Source organism: Fibrobacter sp. UWEL, from assembly GCF_900142535.1.
Classification (GTDB): domain Bacteria; phylum Fibrobacterota; class Fibrobacteria; order Fibrobacterales; family Fibrobacteraceae; genus Fibrobacter.
In genome coordinates this window covers 28,778-45,337 of sequence record NZ_FRBE01000013.1, presented here as the reverse complement: position 1 = coordinate 45,337, position 16,560 = coordinate 28,778, and the positions used below count along the sequence as shown (strand labels likewise).

The 16,560-nt window shown below is 50.5% G+C and carries 16 protein-coding genes and 1 tRNA gene; 7 read left to right on the top strand and 10 right to left on the bottom strand.

Features of this window, described 5'->3' with window-relative positions:
• Positions 1-58 precede the first annotated feature (58 nt).
• From BUB59_RS09475 to BUB59_RS09460, 4 genes are all read right to left on the bottom strand, one after another.
• Positions 59-142, bottom strand: a tRNA-Leu gene (locus BUB59_RS09475).
• 63 nt (positions 143-205) lie between these two features.
• The gene (locus BUB59_RS09470; protein ID WP_143160319.1) at positions 206-904 is read right to left on the bottom strand and encodes a hypothetical protein; all 699 of its coding nucleotides are present in this window, start codon (positions 902-904) and stop codon (positions 206-208) included.
• Positions 905-930: 26 nt separating this feature from the next.
• Complete coding sequence (locus tag BUB59_RS09465; RefSeq protein ID WP_143160318.1) at positions 931-1,398, bottom strand: hypothetical protein; 468 nt, start codon at positions 1,396-1,398, stop codon at positions 931-933.
• 90 nt (positions 1,399-1,488) lie between these two features.
• Complete coding sequence (locus tag BUB59_RS09460) at positions 1,489-2,283, bottom strand: hypothetical protein (RefSeq protein WP_073229125.1); 795 nt, start codon at positions 2,281-2,283, stop codon at positions 1,489-1,491.
• 37 nt (positions 2,284-2,320) lie between these two features.
• Here BUB59_RS09460 and BUB59_RS09455 point away from each other — a divergent pair, with 37 nt between their 5' ends.
• A complete protein-coding gene (locus tag BUB59_RS09455; RefSeq protein WP_073229123.1) occupies positions 2,321-3,619 on the top strand; it encodes a toxin-antitoxin system YwqK family antitoxin in 1,299 nt (432 codons plus the stop codon).
• Between the two features lie 59 nt (positions 3,620-3,678).
• Positions 3,679-4,698: a phenylalanine--tRNA ligase subunit alpha gene (gene pheS, locus BUB59_RS09450; RefSeq protein ID WP_073229120.1), complete on the top strand. Its 1,020-nt coding sequence runs from the start codon at positions 3,679-3,681 to the stop codon at positions 4,696-4,698.
• A 154-nt stretch (positions 4,699-4,852) separates the two neighbouring features.
• On the opposite strand, the gene BUB59_RS09445 is transcribed toward pheS, so the two are convergent.
• The 4 genes from BUB59_RS09445 to BUB59_RS09430 all read right to left on the bottom strand — a co-directional run bounded on the left by BUB59_RS09445 (position 4,853) and on the right by BUB59_RS09430 (position 8,608).
• Positions 4,853-5,542: a hypothetical protein gene (locus BUB59_RS09445; RefSeq protein WP_143160317.1), complete on the bottom strand. Its 690-nt coding sequence runs from the start codon at positions 5,540-5,542 to the stop codon at positions 4,853-4,855.
• 91 nt (positions 5,543-5,633) lie between these two features.
• Positions 5,634-7,013 (bottom strand): mannose-1-phosphate guanylyltransferase/mannose-6-phosphate isomerase, encoded by a 1,380-nt coding sequence (locus tag BUB59_RS09440; protein ID WP_073229114.1) that lies wholly within the window; start codon positions 7,011-7,013, stop codon positions 5,634-5,636.
• A gap of 2 nt (positions 7,014-7,015) precedes the next feature.
• The gene (locus tag BUB59_RS09435; protein ID WP_073229111.1) at positions 7,016-8,149 is read right to left on the bottom strand and encodes a polysaccharide biosynthesis/export family protein; all 1,134 of its coding nucleotides are present in this window, start codon (positions 8,147-8,149) and stop codon (positions 7,016-7,018) included.
• A 15-nt stretch (positions 8,150-8,164) separates the two neighbouring features.
• Complete coding sequence (locus BUB59_RS09430) at positions 8,165-8,608, bottom strand: low molecular weight protein-tyrosine-phosphatase (protein WP_073229108.1); 444 nt, start codon at positions 8,606-8,608, stop codon at positions 8,165-8,167.
• 50 nt (positions 8,609-8,658) lie between these two features.
• Here BUB59_RS09430 and BUB59_RS09425 point away from each other — a divergent pair, with 50 nt between their 5' ends.
• Positions 8,659-11,259, top strand: coding sequence for a DEAD/DEAH box helicase (locus BUB59_RS09425; RefSeq protein WP_073229106.1), 2,601 nt, complete (start codon positions 8,659-8,661; stop codon positions 11,257-11,259).
• Between the two features lie 38 nt (positions 11,260-11,297).
• Here the strand turns inward: BUB59_RS09425 and BUB59_RS09420 are convergent, their stop codons facing one another.
• The gene (locus BUB59_RS09420) at positions 11,298-12,074 is read right to left on the bottom strand and encodes a zinc ribbon domain-containing protein (protein ID WP_073229103.1); all 777 of its coding nucleotides are present in this window, start codon (positions 12,072-12,074) and stop codon (positions 11,298-11,300) included.
• Positions 12,075-12,140: 66 nt separating this feature from the next.
• Positions 12,141-12,788 (bottom strand): FISUMP domain-containing protein, encoded by a 648-nt coding sequence (locus tag BUB59_RS09415; protein ID WP_083540268.1) that lies wholly within the window; start codon positions 12,786-12,788, stop codon positions 12,141-12,143.
• A 175-nt stretch (positions 12,789-12,963) separates the two neighbouring features.
• On the opposite strand from BUB59_RS09415, the gene nadA reads away from it, so the two are divergent.
• The 4 genes from nadA to BUB59_RS09395 all read left to right on the top strand — a co-directional run bounded on the left by nadA (position 12,964) and on the right by BUB59_RS09395 (position 16,550).
• Positions 12,964-13,980 carry a quinolinate synthase NadA gene (nadA, locus tag BUB59_RS09410; protein WP_073229097.1) on the top strand — a complete coding sequence of 339 codons (1,017 nt, stop codon included), beginning with the start codon at positions 12,964-12,966 and terminating at the stop codon, positions 13,978-13,980.
• A 62-nt stretch (positions 13,981-14,042) separates the two neighbouring features.
• On the top strand, positions 14,043-14,711 hold the full coding sequence (locus BUB59_RS09405) for an outer membrane beta-barrel protein (protein ID WP_073229094.1): 669 nt from the start codon (positions 14,043-14,045) through the stop codon (positions 14,709-14,711).
• A 12-nt stretch (positions 14,712-14,723) separates the two neighbouring features.
• Positions 14,724-15,389, top strand: a complete 666-nt coding sequence (locus tag BUB59_RS09400) for a hypothetical protein (protein ID WP_073229091.1) — start codon at positions 14,724-14,726, stop codon at positions 15,387-15,389.
• A gap of 27 nt (positions 15,390-15,416) precedes the next feature.
• Positions 15,417-16,550 carry a DUF6588 family protein gene (locus tag BUB59_RS09395; RefSeq protein WP_073229089.1) on the top strand — a complete coding sequence of 378 codons (1,134 nt, stop codon included), beginning with the start codon at positions 15,417-15,419 and terminating at the stop codon, positions 16,548-16,550.
• Positions 16,551-16,560 lie beyond the last annotated feature (10 nt).

Genomic DNA, 16,560 nt, shown 5'->3' with positions numbered 1-16,560 from the left:
CCCTCTGCATCTCGTTTTTATATAAAAAAAACTCATCGTTTCCGATGAGTTTTTTCAGTGCGGATGAGAGGACTTGAACCTCCACGACCTTGCGATCACTAGAACCTGAATCTAGCGCGTCTACCAGTTCCGCCACATCCGCAGGTTAGTGTGCCAAATTTTGTAATTTTTTATGATTTTGTCAAGGGGCGAAGACCAATTTTTCTTAAAAAAGTTTCAAAATCCAGTCTTTATGGTTGTTTTTCCAATACAACCAGTCATGTTCACCCTGCGGATCATACTTCAGGTCGCATTCCACCCCCACATTCCTACAGAAAGTTTCAATCCAGGGAACAGTTTCCTGAGAGGGGTAAAGCCGGTCGGAACCACCCTGAAGGAAAAGCCACTTGCCCGTTTTGGCCCGCGGGTGCTTCGCGACAGCAGAGGCCTCCCCCAGCATTTTCCCGAAGGAGCTAATCAACGTGCGGGAATTGACCTTACGGCGGCCGTTCATGGAATAGGCAATTACACCTAACGCACCATCGGAAACGCCAATGAGGTTTACTTCGTTCACCGGATTCTTGCGACTTGCGGCAACGGAATCCAGAGCAGCGTCCACCCATTCCATAGCCGTAGGTGCAACCCAGTGTTTATCCCTGCAGGCGGAAGCGCTGATAACGGTATACTTCGGCAACAAGAGGGAAAGATCGTCTCCGGCCACCAGCCCCTTCTGGCAGTTTCCACTGGTCATGCCCCCATGAAACCATACTGCCACAGGAGCGGTCTTGTTCCCGTTTTTCCAGAAGCCCACCTGACTTTCGGCCCCGCTGGCAGCGCGAACCACCAGAGTATCCTTTATGGTTGCGCCCCAACAGTGAATCGCAACGAGAAGTACGATCGCGATATAATATGTTGTTCTAAACACGACGTTTCTTGGGGAATAAAAAAATACTAGCGGCGTCTTACTGCGAACCAAAGGATCAGCAGAGCCACCCCCACTAGCCCAAGGCCAAGAACAAGAGTCAAGCCCACAAAGGCGTAGTAAAACTGGTAATTCACCACCAGGGATTCCACATCCATCTCCCCATCGGTAGAGGCGAGGGAATGAACCACATAGGTATTGTCATCCAATCGGGCAGCCCTAATTTCCAGAGGAACGACACTTGCGTTTACGGCGCCAAAACTAAACCATTCGGACATTTCGTCCAGCATTTCCTGAGAAGCGTAAAGAACAAAGTTGGCGTTTTCATCCTCGTTAATTTGGAAATTCACCTTGTCAAAAAACGGAATGTCGGTACCGCCAAAAATGCTGGGAACCGTAGCACGAGTCACCGTACCAAAGAACAGCTGGTCTTCCATCTCGAAGTCCTTCAGCATGAATCCGTCACTGGAAAGCATACCCTTTATGGCAGGGGACATATAGGAGAAAATCCAGCCCGCCACAAAAATAAACAGAAGGCCAAAATTTAAAAATACAGGTTTACGGCGAGAGAAAAAGGACACGAGAACCTACCGACGGGCGTAAAGTGCAAAGAAGAAAGTAGACAAGAGCAACACGAGGGACAAGAAGTAGAATGCCATGGGAATCCTGGACTTCAAGGACATTTCATCCAAACTTTCCTGCTGGAAGAAACGACCCATGTCTTCACTATAGGCGGCAGCCATGTCATTGTCAAAGCTTCGCCAGGCCATGGAAAGCTCTTCATTTTCTTGGAAAAGATTCGCCATCGGCCCCCGGACGGAATCCGGAAGAGCCTGCAATTCCTCGGGCCCCACCACGACAATACGACCGCTTCGAGCCATGTGTAGCGCCTCGCGGAATCCATCGCGGACTCGAGAATCCTGCTGTTCTCCCACGATGCGTTCCAGCTTGGTGCAAGATTCAAACCACAGGGTGCGACGATGGGCATAACGGCGAAGGCTGGCCACCTTCCCAAGCACTTCCTTTTCAAAACGATTTACGGTCTCATTAGAGGGAGCACGCTCTCCAAGATTGCGAAGCTGGTCCACCTCGCGAGAATAGGAAACCGCCATTTCACGAAGCGTCATGGACTGGGCCTGTACTGCAACGGTGTCCACATCAAATCCCACTCGGACGCGATCCATCAATCGCATCACATGCGCCTCCTGAAGGCGGTAATCCGACAGGGCCTTCGTGAAGCTGGCGTACACGATTACCTGAGGTTTCTGGGAAACGTAAAACAGGATTGTAAGGCCTACTGTAATGGCAAGAACAAGCCATACCCAGGAGGTACGGATTTTAGTATTGAATGTACTTGCAATAGATTTGTTCTTTTCGTCCATTTCCTCTAGAAATTAAATATTTTCTACTTTCAGTTGTATGCATACCTCTCGTTTTATCGGTCTTTTTTGCACTATATCCCTGCTTTGGGGATGTCATTTCGTGCGTTCCGAAGAACAAGTGGTGGAAACATACGCCGACGGTTCCAAAAAAACTTCGTTCTGGGTCTATCCCGATGGGGAAATCCAAAAGCAGAACGAATGGTACAATAATGGCATCAAGAAAAGAGAAGTAGAATTTAAGGACAACCTGCCCCATGGTCTTGTGAGACAATGGACCTATCTGGGAGATGTGGTTCTGGAAGGCTACTACCAGAAAGGAAAGCGGGAAGGCGAATGGAACACCTTCTTTAGCAGCAAGAAAAAACAGTCCACCCGCTATTATAAGGACGACCATGAGGTTGGGGATTGTTACGGCATCTTTCCCGACGGCTCCCCCGCCTTTGAAGAACATTACAGCGACGAAGGAGATTCCATCGGAGTCTGGAAGAAATGGCACAACAACGGAAAAATTGCCGAAGAGAACAGCTGTTTTAGAAAAGTTCCGGAAGGCGTCCTAAAAAAATATTCCTTTGACGGGAATCTCGAAATCGAAGATCATTGTCGTAATGGATTCCCTGGAGGACTACATCTAGAGTACTATCCCAACGGGAAGACTGTGAAAGTACTGGAAAATATCCAGCGTTGCATCGCCATGGGAAAAAATGAAACGCAAATGGATTGCAGTCACAAGCACGGTCCCCGAACGCTTTTCTATGGGAACGGCAAGATTATGAAGCAGGAGTTTTGGAAAGGAGGTATTCGAGATTCCGTATGGACCTGGTTCGATAGCGAAGGTAACAAGATTGTCGAAAGCCTTGAAATTCTAGACGAAAACGGTTCGAATCACCGTCAGGACTACGGCGTATGCGGAAAGGAAGTCTGTGCGGAATCCACCTTCGTGAAAATGAAATCCAGTTCCATGTCTACAAGTCCGGAAGAATTTGTTCTGAATGGGACCGTGAGATACAAACGCGAAGGACACGACTTAACATACGAAGAAACATGGGTCTATGGCGAGCACACCGAAAGTCGCAGTTTCTATAATCAAGATTCCACCAGTAACGCAAAAGGGATCCTCCCCCAACTCGCCTCCGAAGGGACCTGGAAAAACGGAAAGCGTAACGGCATCTGGCGTAACTGGTACAAGAACGGCGTTCTGAAAGACTCCCTCACCTACATAGACGGTGAACGTGTAGGCGAGCAATTCGGTTACGACTCCACCGGCGCACTCACCATCCACAAGACCGAGAACGGCAAGAACAAACCCGTAATCGTCCACATCCTCGGCGCAAATTAAATACCGAGCGTAGAACCGGTACTTGTGCCCGGCAAGATTTTTCTATCTTTTCCCGCACTATGGAAGCTATTAATAACGTTAAGCAGGCATTTGACGCAGAACTTGCGCAAACTGACCTTACGAATCAAGAAGCGGTGAACAATCTCCGCGTGAAGTATCTGGGCAAGAAGGGTCTGGTCACCGACCTGATGAAGCAGATGGGCACTCTTCCTCCCGAAGAAAAGCCGGCTTTCGGTAAGCTGGTCAACGAACTAAAGGTTGCCGTCTCCGAAGAAATTGAAAAGGCTATTGAAACCGCAAACGAAGCAGCCCTTCAAAAGAAGCTCTCCAGCGGTAGCGTGGACACCACCCTTCCTGGCGCAGGCATTCCCGCCGGTTCCACTCACCCGCTGTACGACGTCCGCGAAGAAATCATCGACTTCTTCAGCCAGATGGGCTTTGAAGTGGACTTCGGTCGCGACATCGAAACCGACTGGTACAACTTCGAAGCATTGAACACTCCTCCCGATCATCCGTCCCGCGACATGCAGGACACCTTCTACGTGGATGACAAGGTGATGCTCCGTACCCACACCAGCGGTACCCAGATTCACTACATGGAAACCCACAAGCCGCCTTTCCGCATGATTGCTCCGGGTCATGTGTTCCGCGTTGACAACGACGCTACCCACGCCCCCATGTTCCAGCAGTGCGAAGGTCTTGTTGTGGATGAAAACATTTCCTTTGCAGACCTGAAGGGCGTTCTTCAGGTATTCATGAACAAGCTCTTTGGCGAAGGTGTCAAGACCCGTTTCCGCCCCAGCTTCTTCCCCTTCACGGAACCTTCCGCTGAAATGGACGTGAGCTGCGTGTTCTGCGGTGGTGAAGGCTGCCGTCGTTGCAAGGGCACCGGTTGGATGGAAATCGGCGGTTGCGGTTCTGTTGATCCCAACGTGTTCAAGAACTGCGGTATCGACGGTGAAAAGTTCACTGGCTTTGCATTCGGCTTCGGTCTGGACCGTATCGCCATGCTGCGCCATGCAATCCCGGAAATTGGCTTGCTCACCGGCAACGACCAGCGCTTCCTCGATCAGTTCTAATAATGACCGCAAAGTTCTAAACGCAGGTTTAGAACCTACAAATGAACTTTGCTCTCACTACAAAGCCTCGTTAATACGAGGCTTTTTCGTTCACAAAATGACCGCAAAGTTCTAAACGCAGGTTTAGAGTCTATTGCAATAAAAAAAGGCCTCGCTACAGCGAGGTCTTTTTTTCATCCAGATTCTTGGGAGCGAGACCGCCACCGAACCAATAGGTAAAACCGCCCTGGAACTTGAATGTCTGTGAAGGAATGTCATAGCCCACTTCATCTTCGTCCATCACATCGGTAATCATATAGGAGACACGAAGGCTCATTTCCAGGTTATCTGTCATCTGCAATGCGAGATTCGCCGTAAAGCCCAATTCAAAGTCGCTTACTTCCTTAAGATCAGACCACTTCGGCTTTTCCGAGTAATGGGTTCCATAATACTTAGCCAAGACATTCATGCCAAGAACGGGACCACCTTCCACGACAACGGTGGGAGATGCGTGGGTACGAACCAACACCGGCAATTCCAAATAAAGTAAAGACGCTATGACGTCATCGGTCCTTTCTTTGCCGTCTAAGGTAAACGATTCGGTGCCGCGATAGTCACGGTATTCCGCAGCAAGGCCTGCGCGCAAATTCATATCCGCAAAGAACGGAAACATTCCGTCCACACTGAACGTGCCACCCATTCCACCTTCGCCGGGAAGGATTCTGGGACCGCCTGACTCGCTAAGGCCAATCAAGTTAAAGACGCCGCCCACTGCAGAAACACTCACATTGAAGTCATCGTTAGCTACAGCAATTCCCGTCAGCAAGCAAAAAGCAAGCGCAATTTTAGAGATAGAGCGATTCATTACCTTTTCCAAAACATTTTCCATTAAGCTAAATAAAAAACAGGCAGTCTGTTCACTAAAACAGACCGCCTGTGATTTCGCTCAAACCATCTTACTTGCAGCGATGGAAGTCATCTTCCATACGGATGATATCGTCTTCGCCAGTGTATTCACCCACCTGGATTTCAACGATGACCAGCGGGAGGCGGCCTTCGTTCTGGAGGCGATGGACTTCGCCAACAGGAATGTAGGTAGATTCGTTGGGACGGACGTAGAACACCTTGTCGCCTACGGTAACAGTAGCGGTACCACTGACAACCACCCAGTGTTCAGAACGGTGCAAGTGCTTCTGCAGGGAGAGGCGCTTACCCGGCTTCACCATGATACGCTTCATCTTGTAGCGGTCGGTGGATTCCAGCACGGAGTAAGTACCCCAGGGACGATTCTCCGTCTGGGGAACGCTGATCAAGTCAGAGCCACGAACCTTCAGTTCTTCCACCACCTGCTTTACCTTCTGGCTGCTGCTGAGAGGAGCAACGAGAAGTGCATCCGGAGTATCCACGATCAACATCTTGTCCAGATCGATGGTAGCGATAGCTCGCTGGGAACCCATGACCAGGGAGTTCTTGGAACCCACTGCAATGTGGCGGGGGTTCACGTTGTTGCCGTTTTCGTCGTGGGGATATTCACCATAGAGGCTATCGAAGGAGCCCAGATCGCTCCAGCCGATATCGCTGGGCACAACCTTCACGATGCTGGACTTTTCCATGACGGCGTAGTCGATGGAGTTGGAAGGAATAGCCTTCATGTCATCCATAGAAACGCGGATGGGTTCGCCAGCTTCAATTGCAGTGTTGGCGAGAGCACCCTTTGCAGCAGAGAGAATATCCGGAGAGTGCTTAGCCAGTTCAGACAGGAAGGTCTTTGCGGTAAAGCAGAAAATACCGGAGTTCCAGTAGAAGTTACCTGCCAGCAGGTACTTTTCTGCAGTGGCGCGGTCCGGCTTTTCCACAAAGCGCTTTACGTTTTCGCCATCGGCCTCGATGTAGCCATAACCAGTTTCCGGGCTAGTGGGAGTGATGCCGAATGTGACCAGGTTGCCTTCCTTGGCAAGTTCCTGGGCGCGGAGAAGAACCTTCTTGTACTCGTCCTTCTTGCGGATAACATGGTCGGACGGAGAAACCAGGACGATTTCTTCGGGATCCAGAGTCAAGCAAGCGAGTGCAATTGCGGGTGCGGTATTGCGGCCCACCGGTTCCAGAAGGAACTTGCTGCCATGCTTCCCTTCGGCTTCCAGCTGGTCCTTAGCAAGGAAGAACTGGTCGGCATTGGAAACGATAAACTGAGATTCGCAAACTGCGGAGTTGGTCACCACAGTCTTGCGGAAGAGGGACTGGCCGTCAAAAAGCGGCGCAAACTGCTTGGGCATAAGGGAACGGCTTACAGGCCAAAGGCGAGTGCCATTACCGCCACAAAGAATCAAGTTAATCATAATTAATCCTTAAGAGCATGAACCAAGTTATTGGTATTAACACCAGTAAGGACACCGTAGTAGACACCCATTTCAGTCGGGGAGATCAAGCTAACCAGACGGTTCCAGGTTGCGAGACCAGAAGCGTCCACGTAAACGATATCACGGGGGTTCAGATCAAAACGATCGGCCATTGCAAGAGCCATTGCATTCTTGCCATTCAGGTGGAAGACATCAATCTGCTTTTCACCAGAGTTACGAAGAACGTAGATGGAGCTAGCAGAAGCGTTCAAAGCCTGAAGACCACCGGCATTAGCCAAAGCTTCCACCAGGGACAGAGAACCGTGGTTCAAGTTCACCACACCCACGCGGCCAACTTCACCCAGCACATAGACCTTATTTTCCTTCTGTGTTTCAGAAAGAGCAGGAACGAACAGCTGGTCATCCGGATTCAAGACGATGCGATCCAGAGGCAAGTTATTCTTGAAGGCGTCCATGTAGTTGATGCTATAAACCTTGTTTCCACGACGGAGCTGGATGCCTGCGGGATCAGCCTCTTCGGAGAAGCCACCTGCAGCAGCCACTGCCAGGGGAAGGGTCATTGCGGCTTCAGAGAAGGAGATGGAACCCGGACGGTTCACTGCACCAGTCACTGTTGCACGGAGGCTATTATAACCCGTGACACGAACGTCCACCTGGGGATCGTTCAGGATCTTGTTGGAAAGACGGGTCGTAATTTCCTTGCGGAGTTCCTGGGCGGTAAGACCGGCAACCTTGATTTCACCCGCATAAGGATAGAAGAGTGTGCCATCGGTGGTCACCTTCTGGCCAGCCGGCTGATACTGACCCATAGGGGAAGTCAGTTCCGGATGTTCCCACACCACCACCTGGACCATATCCAGAGGACCGATGCGATATTCCAGGGCCGGCAGAGAGTCGACCATCAATTCCTTCAGATTGCCAAGGTCATCTGCCTGTTCACCATTGGCAGCGACAGTCTGGCCAAAGTCTCCCTGATCAATAGAATGAACTCGAACAGTCAGTCCATTGAATTCAGCAGAATCTGAAGGAAGATCCATTCGCATCTGAGGAGCAAATACGCAGCCATTCATGAGAAGGGCTACAGCACCGCAAAACAACACGCTCAAACGTTTCATATTCACCTTATGGGGTTATTTTTGTTCGCTTTGTTTAATCTTTTCGACCCAATACGGGGTCAACTTCGAGATAAAATTCCAAGCCAGGACAAAAGCACTTTCCGGACGACGGTACGGGTCAGGTACATCGACCCTCTGCGGATCGCCATAACGGAAAACCTTACCCTCCAGGAAGGGATACTTGGCAAGAAGTTCCTGCTTATGGCCATTTTCCATCGTCAGGACCAGGTCAGCCCACTTCAAGATGTCCAGGTTGATCTGGCGGGCGCGGTGGGCGCTCATATCCACACCATGTTCCATAGCAATCTTCTGACTGGTTTCGTGGGCGGGATGATCCACCAAGGCGCCAAGACCTGCGCTCATGACGTTGAAGTCCGGACCAAGCTCCTTTTTCAAGAGGTATTCGCCTGTAGGACTACGGCAAATGTTGCCTGTACAAATTACAAGAATATTTTTCATCGCGGTAAATGTAACATTTTCTTACGATTCAAAGAAGCTATCTTTATGATATGACCGAAAAAAATGCCGTCCTTTTGAAAGATTTCTTACAAACAAACAAATCTGGAGAAACTCCCTCTTCCGAAGAACTTCTGGAATCCTTCCTGAGTTGGGCGGAAGCCAAGGGAACAAGCCTTTATCCGGCCCAGGAAGAAGCAATTCTGGAACTTTTGGACGGGAAAAACGTCATTCTGAATACCCCCACTGGCTCCGGAAAGTCCATGGTGGCCCTGGCTCTACATTTTGATAGCCTGGCCCATGGCCGTCGAAGCGTCTACACCTGCCCCATCAAGGCCCTGGTCAATGAAAAATGGATGGCCCTCTGTAAGGAATTCGGCCCCGAAAATGTAGGCCTTTCCACCGGTGACGCCACCGTCAATCGTGACGCGCCTATTATCTGCTGTACCGCAGAAATTCTTGCCAATATGGCCCTCTGCGAAGGGGAACAGTCTACCATTTCCGACGTGGTCATGGACGAATTCCATTACTATTCCGACAAGGAACGCGGTGTAGCCTGGCAGGTTCCGCTTTTGACCATGCCCAACACCCGCTTTTTGCTCATGAGCGCAACCGTAGGCGCCACGGAATTTTTCGAGAAGGAAATGACCAAGCACACGGGCAAGGAATCCGTCACCGTGCGATCCACCCAGCGCCCGGTTCCCCTGGACTTCACCTACTCCGAACAGGAACTTTCCAACACGGTTCAGCGACTGGTGAACGAAGGCAAGGCCCCGGTCTACGTAGTTCACTTTACCCAGGCAGCGGCTGCCAGCAACGCCCAGAATTTCATGAGCCTTGACCTATGCAGCAAGGAAGAAAAGCAAGCGATTAACGAGGCCATCAAGGAAGTTCGTTTTAGTAGTCCCTATGGTCCCGACGTCAAACGCTGGCTAAAGCAGGGCATTGGCATCCATCATGCAGGCCTGCTGCCCAAATACAGAATCCTTTGCGAGAAGCTGGCACAGAAGGGATTGCTGAAAGTCATCTGCGGAACAGACACTCTGGGCGTAGGCGTGAACGTGCCTATCCGTACGGTGCTGTTCACCCAGCTTTGCAAATACAGCGGTGACAAGACAGCCATCCTTACAGCACGAGACTTCCACCAGATTGCAGGCCGCGCGGGACGTAAGGGATTTGACGATGTGGGATTCGTCGTAGCGCAAGCTCCCGAACACGTTATCGAGAACTTGAAGCTGGAAGCAAAGACGAAACAGACCGGCAAGAAATTCCAGAAGAAGAAACCTCCTGAACACGGTTACGTTCCCTTTGACAAGAGCACTTACGAACGTCTCATCCAGGCGGCTCCCGAACCGCTGACATCCAGCTTCCAGGTATCTCACGGCATGCTGTTGAACATCCTGAGTAGACCTACGGATGGCTGCCGCGCCATGCGCAACCTCCTGAAGGACTGTCACGAAACCGCGGCCAGCAAGAAGAAACTGGAGAAGCGATCCTTCCAGCTGTTCCGTTCCCTGGTGGAAGGCCACATTATTGAATTTGCCCCGCAGGTAGCCCCTGGCTACAGCAAGGTCCGGGTGAACATGGACCTGCAGGATGACTTCTCCATGAACCAGCCCCTGTCATTATACCTGCTGGATACGCTGCCCCGTCTGGACAAGGAAAGTCCGGAGTACGCCCTGGACGTCATTACTTTGTGCGAAAGCATTGTGGAAAATCCCGAAGCCATTTTACGCATCCAGCAGAACAAGGCCCGCAACGCCCGTATGGACGAACTGAAGGCGCAGGGAATGGAATTCAACCAGCGTGTGGAAGAAGTGGAAAAGGTGGAGTATCCCAAGCCCCTTCGGGATTTCATCTACGACACCTACAACAGCTTCGCGGAAACCCACCCGTGGGTAGATGTGAATGTGGAGCCCAAGTCCATCGTTCGAGAAATGTTCGAGAACTTCACCACCTTCAGCGGATACATCAAGCAGTACGGCCTCCAGCGCATGGAAGCCATCTTGTTGCGTCATCTGAACTATGTATACAAAGTTCTCCAGCAGACCGTTCCCGAAAGCTACAAGAACGAGGAACTTCACGAGATGGAAGACTACCTGGGCGATATGATTCGTCGTACGGACTCTAGCCTGCTGGAAGAATGGGAAAAGATGGCCCATCCGGAAGATTACCAGAAGCGCATGGACGCAGCAGGCGCCACCGAACTGGAAACCGCCTTCGGCGCAGACAAGGCCGCCGCCGACATTACCTACGACAAGAAGCGTTTCGTCAAGATGGTTCGCCAGCGCATTTTCCAGCTTATGAGCGCCTTGCAGAAACAAGCCTATGGCGATGTGCTAGACCTGCTGGCAGACGATCTTGCAGAAGGCCAGATGTTAGTGGACGGCAATGGAAAGCCCTGGACCGAAAACGGCCTGATGGAAATCATGGCAGGCTACATCGCAGAACACCACACGTTCCGTATGGACGTAGAAGGACGCGCCATTCAACATAGCATCATTACCTACGAAGGGAACAAGATGCACATCCAGCAAATGCTTCAGGACGAAGAAGATTTCAACGACTGGAGTATCGATTTTGAAATCGACCTGGACGAATGTAAGGAGGCAGGAATGCCTCTCATCAAGATGTTGAGAATCGGCGAAGCTTAAATACAGGCGCTTGTGCCCTGCGGGGTAAAATCCGCTGTTTACAGCAGGGGATTATTGTTGACTTCGGTATCAGTAGTGCCGAAGTCAATTTCTTCGTCCAGGGTATCCTTGATGGCAAGGCCGCTGTTGAAAATCAAAAGCAACACGGATACCACAGTGGAAACGATTGCAGGAACATAAGCACTGCCACCGGCTCCGGCAGCAGTTTCAGCAACGACTCCAGCCACGGAAGCGATCAGGATAAACACGATCTTCTTGGAATTCTTGTAGGGGCTGAACAGCGTAAAGAGAAGGGTCAGCACGCCGCTGAGAATTGTCCCCGCCAGGAAAATCACTGTGAAAATGGAATAAATCGAATTGTTGCCTTCGGAAATCAGGTTAGCCTTGCTCCCCACATTCACGAAGATTGTCACCAGCATTGCAATGAGCATCAGCACCATGGTAATGCGGGCGCCCCAGTGATTTCCGGAACCTTCTTCGGATTCAACGGTTTCGCCAAAAGGATTCTGGGCATCATCTTCAATAACGATGGAATCGCCGAAGGGATTAATGGAGCTCTGCTTAGCAACTTCCACAGAGGAGGTTTCCAGCTTCGTTTCATCCGACTGGAGGTCAATTCGAGGAGTCCTAAACTTAGAGGGAGCGTCCTTTACGTTCTTCGCATCCTTTACGTTTTGGGGATCCTTGTCAGCGGGAGGATAAGGCCTACTCTGGTAGGGCATTGTGGGAGGGGCAAACTGGAACAACATGGTTCCGCAGCTTTTGCAAAAGCGGACGCCATCCTCATTCTTTTCGCCACAATGGGAACAGTACATATTACCTCCGAAGCTGATCCTTCTGTTATATACTTACCACACTCGAGGCAAATTTAGAAACATTATCTAGACATCACGGACACAGCGTACGGAAAATGCGTCAGTTCTGTAGGAATAATCGCAACTAACCCGACCTCCCCGGCAACAGAGGCTGCGATATTTGGCATATTCACGACCTTCCGAGTCTGAAGTCCAGAAGTAGGCGTGATGTTCAGCGTCATGGAAGTACCCCATGCTGTAGCGGCCACCCGCAGGTACAGCCGCAAAGCCCGAAGAATCGGTCCCTACAGACAAGCCATACTTTTCTTCCCAGAAGGAAGCGGCCTTCATGGCATTTCCTGGAAGGTCCTCCCCGAGAGAGGCCAAATAATCACAAAGCACGCCCCATTCCTCATCCGAGGGTAGATGCCAGCCTTCGGGTGCCACCTTCAGGGCGGCGTCCCATGTGTATAGGCGGCCATACTTATCTACGTTGGATTCCACCTCCCCATAGACAAAGCTGCCCTTATCGTCATCGGCCACACCGCCAATACTGACATACCGGAGGTTCTCAGCCATCCATACTTGATTTCCAATCTTTACGGTACAGTAAATTTCGCCATCGCGATCGTCCACCAAGGTTCCATATTCAAACTTGGGAGCATTTTTCATCAGGTAGGAACCTAACTCGCTATCTTTTACATTTCTTGTACTGGCTAAACCATCCGTAAGCATAAAAAACCACTTATTTTTACAAATTCTGTAATTTTTCAAATCTTTGTTGATTTGAACGCTTTACAGGTTGCAAAAGACGTGCCAATTAAGTTATGAATTACGAGATATGAGATATGAGTTACGAGATACAAGATATGAGATATGAGTTCCTAAGCACTTTTCTATATTTGGCGGCATGACTGCAGAAGAACTTTACAATCGTCTTAAGACTATCCAGCCTGGCGCTGTCCTTTGCACCTACTCCATGGAAAAATGCGAGCAGATGCTCCCCCTCATCAACGAAATCAACGAACTGAAGAAGGAACGGGACGCCGTGATCCTGGCCCACAGTTACGTTGCCCCGGAAATCATCCTGGGTGTTGCCGATTACGACGGCGACAGCTTCAAACTGAGCCAGGACGCCACCAAGGTGAACGCCAAGACCATCGTGTTCTCCGCAGTGCGATTCATGGGCGAAACCGCAAAGATCCTGAACCCCACCAAGGACGTTCTGATCCCCGGCCCCCTCACCGGTTGTAGCCTGGCCGACTCCATTACCGGAGCCGAAGTCCGCGCCCTCCGCGAAAAGTATCCGGATCACACCTTCGTCTGCTACATCAACACCACCGCCGACGTGAAGGCAAACTGCGACGTTTGCGTCACCAGTTCCAACGTGATGAAGATCGTAAGCTCTCTGGAAAACGATAAGATCGTTTTTGTCCCCGATGGTCTCATGGGTCAGAATTTGATTGATGAAATGAAGAAGCGCAACATCAAGAAGGAAATCGTCCTCCATAGCGGTTGCTGCTATGTGCACGAAACCTACGATTCCGAACTGATCAACTTCTTCCGCAGCCAGAACCCGAATTTGAAGGTGGTGAGCCACCCCGAATGCCACCCGGGCGTAGCACTCCTTAGCGACTACGTGGGCAGCACCGGCCAGATGGTTACCTACATCAAGGAACAACCGGAAAACACCCCGTTCCTGCTCCTTACCGAATGCGGTCTGAACGCTCGTATGCAGTACGAGTTCCCCAACAAGACCTTCATCGGAAGCTGCAGCATGTGTAAGTACATGAAGTCCAACTCTCTTGAAAACATCCTGGAAACCCTCCGTCACCCGGAAGCAGCCCAGCGCGTTGAAATGGACGAAGAGACCCGCGTCGCCGCCAAGAAGTGCATTGACGCCATGTTCTATTACGCAGCGAAGTAGAGACTAGAAACTAGGGTATAGGGTACAGGGTCTAGAATTTAAGAACCTAGCCCCTAAAGAATATGAAGAAAATCGCATCCATTCTCTTGTTGCTTGCAGGTCTGTTCTGTACGCAAGCCTGGGCTGAAGATTACTGGCCCAAGTCCTACTTCGTGAAGGCAGGTTTTAACGTTGCCTACAGCAACGGGGACTTGAACGAACGGGCCATCTCTCTGGAAGATACCACTGGCGAGAAGATGAAAGTATATCCTCCCGACTTAAGCCTCATTCCCTCTCCGGAAATTGAGCTTGGCGTGAACATGCGTTTCTTCTCTCTTGCAGTAACGTTCCAATACTCCTCGCTCTCCGAAAGCTTAACCGATTACGAAGATCCAGACCCCACCGCCATTTCCCTGTGGCGTTTCGGTTTTGAGTTTACCTACAACCTCAACTGGCCGGAAGATTTCCAGGTGGGACTCGGTCTCGGTTATTCCTATACCACTATTTACGTCGGTAATTCAGCTTATATGGACGGTGAATCATACCGTTCCCGACTGCTTGGTTCCGGCGTTGGCTTTATCTTGAACGCCCATTATTACTTTACAGATCACATCGCCGTTGTACCCTCTGTAAAAATCTACGAGAACTGGTTCAAGAACGTCTACACTGGGCCCTCTGAGCTTTGCGATCTGGATCCCTACAAGTGGCAAACCTTCTTTACCGCTGGTCTTTCCATCCAGTACCAATTCTAAGGAACTTCTATCATGAAACTACTCAAGGGTATTTCCGCTCTAATTTTCCTGCTTGCGCCTACCCTTTGGGCAGCACCTAAGCCGGTCACTTTCTTTGGACAAGCGGGTTTTGGACTTCTCGTATCCAAAGGCGATATGAATGATTACGTCCTGAAAGTGGAGGACAAGAATGGAGTCAAAGGTAACCTCCACCCTTCCACCTTGTCCGTCCTGGGCAGCACCGATTTTGCCCTTGGCGTAAATATCAAGGAAATTTCCCTGGCACTGAATCTCCAGTACTGGACTTCGGAACAGAACTTGACTGCCTATCCGGACCAGACCTTGGAAAGAGACACCCGCATTATGCGCCTGGGTGTGGAATTCATCTACAACATTTTCTGGCCAGAATTTTTCCAGGCGGGCCTCGGTGCAGCAGCCTCTCTTGTAAGCATCAAGACCGACGACAACCTGTTCTATGGGGCAGATACCTATGACGCAGACTTTACCGGCATAGGCTTCGGTTTTATAGCCAACATCCACTACTTTATTACGGATCATATTGCCATGGTCCCCGCATTGAAGTTCTACCAGAATTGTTTTTTTGATGTAGATGCCAAGCGCATCGAAGACGATGCCATGAATCATGATATGTGGCAGACAATGATTTTGGTTTCACTTACCGCTCAGTATCAATTCTAAAGGTTTTCATCTAAAAGACTGGATCGTATGAAAAAGCTCGCAAAACTTTCTTCTATCGTCGCCCTTCTCGCTTCCGCAGCATCTTTCGCTATGGACGACCAGGGCTGGGCATCCACCTATGAATCCCTGGCTGCATTCGACAGCAAGATTCCCGTATACGGCAACCGTCCCGGTTACGTAAAGCCCATCATCACCAATCTGGGCAACGTACTGAACAGCAACTGGTTCGTAAGCGCAGAAGTGGCCAAGAGCATTAGCTTTGAAGCGGGCCTTCCCATCTCCATCATTCCTATTAACGATGATGACCGCTCTTTCAAGGAAAAGAATGCATTGGGCGTAGCCACAGACAATCCCACCATCTTCGGCGAAAACCACGATATGACACAGCCCTATGATGGTCGCGTCTATGGTAATGAAACCTTGAACGGTCTGGGCGTATTTACTTATCCGTACCTGCAGATTGGTGCTAGCATGTTCCACGCCCGCGCAGTCCTTCGCTGGATGATGCTTCCCGCCATTAGCGAACTTCGCGGTTTCAGCGATTTCGGTTTCGGCCTGCAATATAGCTTTGGTCATTTCTTCCAGTACATGCTTCCCCCTGCGGCACAGGGCCTGAACGTAAGCCTTGGCTTTGGATACAACACCAGCAGCATTAGCTACCGTCCCGAAGATTACAAGGGCCAGCTGGATCTGGACATCTCCACGCTAAACATCTCCCTCATTCTCGGTTACAAGCCTGTTAAGTTTGTTGAAGTGATGATGTCTCTGGGATACCAGTCTGCTGAAATGGCTTCCAGCGGAAAGCTGACCTGTATGGCTCTGGACAAGAACACAGGACTTACAAGCGCCTTCTACGGCCAGACCATCAATCCCGACTTAACCGTCAAGGGCAACAACGGCTTCCGTTTCGGTCTTGAAGTCGCATTCCATCTGGGCGCATCCTTCAACCCTGTGGTGGGCTTGGATTACGCAGGCAAGACCAGCTACACCACCAACATCCTTTACTTCAAGCAGCAATTCGGCACCGACAAGACTCCGGATGAAATTGCCAAGGAAAAGGGCTACGTTCGCGGAGGCAATCCTGAACCCGCCGAAGACAAGAACGCAAGTGTACGTGAAAAGGCAGATGAAGCCTACGAAGAAATGAACGAAGAAGAATAACCGAAAAAAG

Bases quoted from the DNA above. Each gene is read 5' to 3' on its own strand.
- BUB59_RS09445 (WP_143160317.1), bottom strand. From the start codon at position 5,542: ATGAATCGCTCTATCTCTAAAATTGCGCTTGCTTTTTGCTTGCTGACG.
- BUB59_RS09440 (WP_073229114.1), bottom strand. From the start codon at position 7,013: ATGATTAACTTGATTCTTTGTGGCGGTAATGGCACTCGCCTTTGGCCT.
- BUB59_RS09435 (WP_073229111.1), bottom strand. From the start codon at position 8,149: ATGAAACGTTTGAGCGTGTTGTTTTGCGGTGCTGTAGCCCTTCTCATG.
- BUB59_RS09405 (WP_073229094.1), top strand. From the start codon at position 14,043: ATGAAGAAAATCGCATCCATTCTCTTGTTGCTTGCAGGTCTGTTCTGT.
- BUB59_RS09455 (WP_073229123.1), top strand. From the start codon at position 2,321: ATGCATACCTCTCGTTTTATCGGTCTTTTTTGCACTATATCCCTGCTT.
- BUB59_RS09420 (WP_073229103.1), bottom strand. From the start codon at position 12,074: ATGTACTGTTCCCATTGTGGCGAAAAGAATGAGGATGGCGTCCGCTTT.
- nadA (WP_073229097.1), top strand. From the start codon at position 12,964: ATGACTGCAGAAGAACTTTACAATCGTCTTAAGACTATCCAGCCTGGC.
- BUB59_RS09415 (WP_083540268.1), bottom strand. From the start codon at position 12,788: ATGCTTACGGATGGTTTAGCCAGTACAAGAAATGTAAAAGATAGCGAG.
- BUB59_RS09430 (WP_073229108.1), bottom strand. From the start codon at position 8,608: ATGAAAAATATTCTTGTAATTTGTACAGGCAACATTTGCCGTAGTCCT.
- BUB59_RS09425 (WP_073229106.1), top strand. From the start codon at position 8,659: ATGACCGAAAAAAATGCCGTCCTTTTGAAAGATTTCTTACAAACAAAC.
- pheS (WP_073229120.1), top strand. From the start codon at position 3,679: ATGGAAGCTATTAATAACGTTAAGCAGGCATTTGACGCAGAACTTGCG.
- BUB59_RS09400 (WP_073229091.1), top strand. From the start codon at position 14,724: ATGAAACTACTCAAGGGTATTTCCGCTCTAATTTTCCTGCTTGCGCCT.
- BUB59_RS09465 (WP_143160318.1), bottom strand. From the start codon at position 1,398: ATGTCCCCTGCCATAAAGGGTATGCTTTCCAGTGACGGATTCATGCTG.
- BUB59_RS09395 (WP_073229089.1), top strand. From the start codon at position 15,417: ATGAAAAAGCTCGCAAAACTTTCTTCTATCGTCGCCCTTCTCGCTTCC.
- BUB59_RS09460 (WP_073229125.1), bottom strand. From the start codon at position 2,283: ATGGACGAAAAGAACAAATCTATTGCAAGTACATTCAATACTAAAATC.